This window comes from Rhodoferax sp. (assembly GCF_028689295.1).
Taxonomy (GTDB): domain Bacteria; phylum Pseudomonadota; class Gammaproteobacteria; order Burkholderiales; family Burkholderiaceae_C; genus Rhodoferax.
This window is the reverse complement of sequence record NZ_JAQTWL010000009.1, coordinates 130473-137038: the sequence shown is the minus strand read 5'-3', so window position 1 is coordinate 137038 and position 6566 is coordinate 130473. Positions and strand designations below refer to the sequence as shown.

5 protein-coding genes are annotated in these 6566 nt (G+C 62.2%); 3 read left to right on the top strand and 2 right to left on the bottom strand.

The window, feature by feature from the left end:
* From PHF15_RS09960 to PHF15_RS09950, 3 genes are all read left to right on the top strand, one after another.
* On the top strand, positions 1–628 hold a 628-nt coding region (locus PHF15_RS09960), incomplete at its 5' end, for a sugar ABC transporter permease (protein WP_300120751.1).
* Between the two features lie 14 nt (positions 629–642).
* Positions 643–1497, top strand: coding sequence for a carbohydrate ABC transporter permease (locus PHF15_RS09955; RefSeq protein WP_300120750.1), 855 nt, complete (start codon positions 643–645; stop codon positions 1495–1497).
* A gap of 5 nt (positions 1498–1502) precedes the next feature.
* Positions 1503–2576 carry an ABC transporter ATP-binding protein gene (locus PHF15_RS09950; protein WP_300120749.1) on the top strand — a complete coding sequence of 358 codons (1074 nt, stop codon included), beginning with the start codon at positions 1503–1505 and terminating at the stop codon, positions 2574–2576.
* A gap of 22 nt (positions 2577–2598) precedes the next feature.
* Here PHF15_RS09950 and PHF15_RS09945 read toward each other — a convergent pair whose 3' ends face one another.
* Both PHF15_RS09945 and PHF15_RS09940 read right to left on the bottom strand, forming a co-directional pair.
* The gene (locus tag PHF15_RS09945) at positions 2599–5091 is read right to left on the bottom strand and encodes an EAL domain-containing protein (protein ID WP_300120747.1); all 2493 of its coding nucleotides are present in this window, start codon (positions 5089–5091) and stop codon (positions 2599–2601) included.
* Between the two features lie 38 nt (positions 5092–5129).
* Positions 5130–6548, bottom strand: a complete 1419-nt coding sequence (locus PHF15_RS09940; RefSeq protein ID WP_300120745.1) for a sensor histidine kinase — start codon at positions 6546–6548, stop codon at positions 5130–5132.
* Positions 6549–6566 lie beyond the last annotated feature (18 nt).

The window sequence follows — 6566 nt, the reverse complement described above, 5'->3', positions numbered from 1 at the left end:
GGGCATGCTGTTGGCCATCTTTCTGGACCAGAAAATCCGCTTCGAGGGCATGATCCGCACCATCTACCTGTCCCCCATGGCGCTGTCGTTCATCGTGACCGGCACCGCCTGGAAATGGATTCTGAACCCCAGCCTGGGCCTGGAAAAGCTGATGCAGGACCTGGGCTGGAGCAGCTTCAGCTTTGACTGGCTGGTGCAATCTGACACTGCCATTTACTGCGTGGTGATTGCCGGCATCTGGCAGTCGGCGGGCTTTGCCATGGCGCTGTTTCTGGCCGGCTTGCGCGGCATCGACGACAGCATCATCAAGGCGGCGCAAATTGACGGCGCCTCGCTGCCGCGCATTTACTGGCGCATCATCCTGCCGGTGTTGCGACCGGTGGTGTTCTCCACCATCCTGGTGCTGTCGCACCTGTCGATCAAGGCCTTCGACCTGGTGATGGCGCTCACCGCGGGTGGCCCGGGCTATGCGTCGGACGTGCCCGCCACCTTCATGTTCACCATGAGCTTTACCCGTGGCCAGATCGGCCTGGGCGCGGCCAGCGCCACCATGATGCTGGCCATGGTGGCCGCGCTGGTGGTGCCTTATCTTTACAGCGAGTTGCGGTCCAAACCGCATGAGCGTTGACCCGGGGCCTGACCATGAACGCTAAAAATATTTCCCGTCTGGCGGTCTATGCCGTGCTGGGAGTGGCTGCCTTTTTCTTCCTGGCGCCGCTCTATGTGATGCTGGTGACATCGTTCAAGGATGCCGAGCAGTTGCGCGCCGGCAATCTGCTGAGCCTGCCCACCAGCCTGAATTTTGAATCCTGGACGCTGGCCTGGTCCACCGCCTGCACCGGCGTCGATTGCCGTGGCCTGAAACCCTATTTCTGGAACTCGGTGAGCATGGCCGTGCCGGCGGTGCTGATCTCCACGGCCTGGGGCGCCTTGAACGGCTACGTGCTGAGCATGTGGAAGTTCAAGGGCTCGGACCTGCTGTTCGGCTTCATCCTGTTTGGTGTCTTCATGCCGTTCCAGGTGGTGCTGCTGCCGATGAGCCAGGTGCTGGGTTTTCTTGGCCTGAGCAGCTCCATCACCGGGCTGGTGCTGGTGCATTGCCTGGCGGGCATGGCGGGCACCACGCTTTTTTTCAGAAACTACTACACCGCCATTCCGCGTGAGCTGATTCAAGCCGCACGCATGGACGGCGCCGGTTTCTGGCGCATTTTCTACCGCATCGTGATCCCGATGTCCACGCCTATTTTGATGGTCACGCTGATCTGGCAGTTCACCAACATCTGGAACGACTTTCTGTTCGGCGTGGCGTTCAGCGGTGCCGACAGCAAGCCCATCACGGTCGGCCTGAACAACATGGCCAACACCACCAGCAGCGTGAAAAGCTACAACGTGGACATGGCTGCGGCCATCATCGCTGGGCTGCCGACCATGCTGGTGTATGTGCTGGCCGGTCAATACTTCGTCAAAGGTCTGACCGCCGGTGCGGTCAAAGGATAAACATCATGGCAGCTTCACTTCACATCGCAGGCATTCGCAAGGTTTTCGGGAAGGGCGACAAAGCTGTTGAAATCCTGAAAAAGATCGACATCGATGTCGCCCCGGGCGAGTTCTTGATCCTGGTGGGTCCGTCGGGCTGCGGCAAATCGACCCTGCTCAACATCATTGCCGGCCTGGAAGAACCGACCGAGGGCGAACTGCGCATCGCGGGCAAAAACGTCGTCGGCGTGGCCCCGGCGCAGCGCGACATTGCCATGGTGTTCCAGAGCTACGCGTTGTACCCGACCATGAGCGTGGCCGACAACATCGGCTTTGCCCTGGAAATGCGCAAGGTGCCCCTCGATGTGCGCCAAAAACGCATCCATGAAGTGGCGGCCATGCTGCAAATCGAGCACTTGCTGGACCGCCGCCCGGCGCAGCTCTCGGGTGGCCAGCGCCAGCGTGTCGCCATGGGCCGCGCCCTGGCGCGTGACCCGCAATTGTTTTTGTTCGACGAGCCGCTCTCCAATCTGGACGCCAAACTGCGCGTGGAAATGCGCGCCGAGATCAAGCGCCTGCATCTGGTGAGCGGCATCACCACGGTGTATGTCACGCACGACCAGATCGAGGCGATGACGCTGGGCAGCCGCATTGCCGTGATGAAAGACGGCATCCTGCAGCAGATTGGCACGCCCGACGACATCTACCGCCGCCCCGCCAACACCTATGTGGCGGGCTTCATCGGTTCACCCACCATGAACTTCATCTCGGGCGAGGCCAGCGGCGCCAGTGCCAACGGTGTGTTCACTTTCGCAGGCGGCAGTCTGTCGCTGCCCTGCCCGGCCAGCGGCAAGGTCACGCTGGGGCAGCGCCCGGAACACATTCACCTGAACGACGATGCCACCTGGCGCGGCCAGGTCACGCTGGTGGAGCCAACGGGGGCCGACATCTATGTGGTGGTCGCCACCGAGGCCGGGCTGATCACGGTGCGCACGCCGCCGAGCACGCAGGTCAAAATTGGCGATACCGTGGGCATGACGGTCAGCGCCAACCACAACAACTGGTTCGATGCGCAAAGCGGCTTGCGCCTGCCAGCCTAGGGCACGGCCGCGCCCGGGCGGTTCACACCACCAGGTCGAGGGCCTGCTCAGAGCCGAGCACCATGGCCTCGAAGGCTTCGGCGTTCACCGGACGCGAGTACAGATACCCCTGGGCAAAGTCGCAGCCCGCCGCAGCCAGCAAATCGCGCTGCTCACTGGTTTCCACGCCTTCGGCGATCACCTTCATGCCCAAGGCGTGGGCCATGGCGATGATGGCCTGGCACAACACCAGGTCGGTTGAATCGGTGGTCAAATCGCGCACGAACGACTGGTCGATCTTGATGAAGTCGATGTCGAATTTTTGCAGGTAAGACAGCGACGAATAGCCGGTGCCGAAGTCGTCCAGCGACACGTTGATACCCTCGTGACGCAACTTCAGCAATTGCTCGACCACGCCACTGCTGTTGGACAACAACAGGCCCTCGGTGATTTCAATCACGATGCTTTCACCCGGCAGCCCAAGGGCGCGCAATTGCTCGATCCAGGGCGTGTGTTCGGGATTCGGGTTTTCGAACTGCAAGGGTGATTTGTTCACGCTGACCTGAAACTCGGGGTGCAAGCGGCTCCGCCAGGCCTTGACCTGGGCTGCTGCCTGGGCAAAGATCCATTCGCCGATTTCAACAATCAGGCCGCTGCTTTCGGCAACGGGAATAAAGTCAGCCGGACTGATCAGGCCACGCTGGGGATGTTGCCAGCGCACCAGGGCTTCGGCTTTTTGAATCCTGCCAGTGGCCAGGTTCACGATGGGCTGATACACCACGCAAAACTCTTGCGCTGGCAAGGCCGCGCGCAGGTCGTGCGTCAACTGGGCACGCTGCATCGCCGCCTCCTGCAAGGCCGCCGTGAAAAAGCTGAAGCGATTGCGCCCTGCAGCCTTGGCCACATACAGCGCCTGATCGGCATTCTTCAGCAGGTCTTCGACCTCCAGGGTGTCGGTGGGATAGACCGTGACCCCCATGCTGGCGGACACAAAAACCTGGTCCAGTCCCAACTGGAATGGCGCATTCAAGGCGTTCAACAGCTTGGGCAGGATGCCCTGCAGATTCGATTCGTCGGACAGGGCCGTGATGATCACGGTAAATTCATCGCCGCCCATGCGGGCCACAGTATCGACTTCGCGCAGGCAGCGCTGGATACGCCGCGCCGCCTCCACCAGCAAGTCGTCACCGCGGTCATGCCCAAGCGTGTCGTTGACCTCCTTGAAATGGTCCAGGTCGATGAACAACAGCGCCAATTTGAGGTGATTGCGGCGACATTTTTTCATTTCCTGAACCAGGCGCTCTCGCATCAAACGCCGGTTGGGCAACCCGGTGAGCGCATCGAAGTGCGCCTGCTGCCAGACCACCTCGTCCGCAGTCTTGCGCTCAGTGATGTCGGTATGAGTGCCGATCATGCGCAACGGCTGGCCCTGGGCATCGCGGCCGATCACCATGCCGCGGCTGTGCACCCATTTCCAGCTACCGTCCTTGCAGAGCACCCGGTGCTCGCTGCTGAGCGTCGGCGTAAGACCATCAAAATGGGCCTGCCGATCATGCCGCAACTGCGCGATGTCCTCGGGATGGACGAGTGCATCCAGACTCGACTTGAGTTCACCCTCTTCATAGCCATACATGCGCAGCAGGTTGGGTGACAGGTACTGTTCGCCGCTTTGCACCTGCAAGTCCCACAGGCCGTCGCCCACGCTTTCCAGCGCCAGTTTCCAGCGCGCCTCACTGTCGCGCAATGCAAGCTCGGTTTGCTTGCGCCGGGTAATATCCTGCACGATGGCGGTGCGCTTGACGGCGCGGCCATCGACCCAGTTGGTGGTGCCCCGGGAATGCACCCAGATGCGCCGCCCCTTCAGGGTGATCATTTCAATCTCGAACTCATGGCTGGCGCTCGGCTGGCCCGGCGGCCGCAAGGAGGTCTTCTCGATGGCCAGCGCTTCCTCGGTGAACAAGGGCCTGATGGTGACGGGTGTCGGCGTGAAGTCTTGCGGGGTGGTCTCAAAAATCCGGTACACGCCGTCGGTCCAGGTCACCTGGTTATTCAGCAGGTCAACTTCCCAGCCACCCAACTCGGCAATGGCCTGGGTCGCAAAAAGCATCTGATTGGCCCGCTTGCGGCCCGCCTCAGCCTGCATGTAATCGCTGACATCGGCAAATATCTGGATCAGGCCGGCACCCGGCAGCCGCCTGGTTTGCACCTGCAAGGTACGACCCAAGTGTTTCAAGCGAAGTACATGGTCCGGGATCAGGCCCTGTTCATGGTCAGCAGAAGTCTCCAGCGACGGGCTGTCCAGCGGATGCGGCGCACCGGCAAAATCGCCGCGCTGCATCTGGCAATCATAGACTTCTCGCAGGGAGGGGCGACTCGCCAAAAATTCTTTTGGCAAGTCCAGCATTTCAGGGAGACAGTCATTGAACAGGCTGATGCAGCCCCCGGCATCGAAGACACAAACTCCCTGGCTGATGCTGGCCAGCAAGACTTGCCAAAATTCCGCCGTTTCCTGCCCGATGTTGTTTGCTGTGTGCATATGAGGGCAAGTTTTACCACAAAAAATGACGCTGATGGTCACGCAAGCACGCGGGCAACGTGGGCCACAGGCAACCACAACTGCACTCGCAAACCTTTCGGCTGGGCCGCCAGCACCCTGGCTTGTCCGCCATGGCGCTGGGCGATTTCAGCCACGATCGCCAATCCCAGGCCGCAGCCGCCCGGCACGTCGCTGGCGCGCCAAAAGCGCTCGAACACGTGCGGCAAATCTTCACTTGAAAGGCCCTGGCCATTGTCCGCCACCTCCAGCAGCGCCAGAGCGCCATGCGACTGCACCCGGATCGTCACTTCGCAGCCGGCTCCGGCGTAAGTCAAGGCGTTGTCGATCAGGTTGTTCAGCGCCTCGCGCAGCAGGAAAGCCTCGCCCGACAGCGTCAGGCGGTCCGCACCTTCAAAGCCCAGGTCGATGCCGGCCTTGAGCGCGCGCGGAGTCCAGTCCCGGGCCACCTCACGCGCCAGTCCAGGCACATCGAGCGGCTGCAAATCGACCTCGACTTCGTTGCGCGCCAGCGACAACAACTGGTGCACCAGGTGGGCACTGCGCCGGGCACCGGCGAGCACCTTGGTCAGCCGCTCGCGCAGGGCCTGTGGATCTTTCTCGGCCAGCGCCAGTTCGGTCTGGCTGATCAGGCCCGCCAACGGCGTGCGCAACTGGTGCGCGGCGTCGTTCAAAAAGCGCTTTTCCTGGCCCAGACTGCGCCGCACCGCCGACAGCAAATGGTTCACCGCAGCGGCCAGCGCGTGCACCTCCTGCGGTGCCTGCGTCATCTCGATCGGCGACAGGTCGGACAACGCCTGGTCGTGCCGGTCGCCCAGTTGCGCCTGCAGCCTTTTCAGTGGCTGCAACCCGCGCGAGATGCCGCCATACACCAGCGCACTCAGCACCATGACCAGCAGCAGCAGCGGTGCCAGCATGTCGGCAATCAGCTCGGTGGTCAGGCGCTGTTGCACCGCCAGGCTTTTGGCCACCTGCACCCGCATGCGCTGGGGCGAAACCGCGTCGCCGTAATCGAGCTCCAGCAGCGCCACGCGCATCGGCTTGCCGTCCACCCGGGCGTTGTAGAGCAGCGCCCCGCGGGCCGGCTGAAGCAGGTCCCCGGACGGCCCCGGCAGTTTGCCGTTGCCCAGCAGGAAACTGCCCGGCGGGCTCGACACCATGTAACTCACGCGATCGGTGGGATCCTGCTCGATGATGTCCTGCGCGGCGCGCGGAAAGTCGATCAGCAGGCCCGAGCCGATCGGCTTGACCTGGCGCGCCAGCGAGCGCACCGATTGCGTCAGCGACTGGTCAATGGCTTTTTCGGCGTACTTGAGGGCAATGCGGTAAGCCAGTGCGCCACCGACCAAAAACAGCACCAACTGCGGCAACAACAACCACAGCAACAACTGGCGCTTGAGCGACAGGCCCTGCCCGCCGCGATGAGTTGGGGTGGCCACGGTCGTCTGCGCCCAGCG

What these genes read in the sequence shown, in the direction of transcription:
- PHF15_RS09945 (WP_300120747.1), bottom strand. Translation starts at nt 5,091, where the DNA reads ATGCACACAGCAAACAACATCGGGCAGGAAACGGCGGAATTTTGGCAA.
- PHF15_RS09955 (WP_300120750.1), top strand. Translation starts at nt 643, where the DNA reads ATGAACGCTAAAAATATTTCCCGTCTGGCGGTCTATGCCGTGCTGGGA.
- PHF15_RS09950 (WP_300120749.1), top strand. Translation starts at nt 1,503, where the DNA reads ATGGCAGCTTCACTTCACATCGCAGGCATTCGCAAGGTTTTCGGGAAG.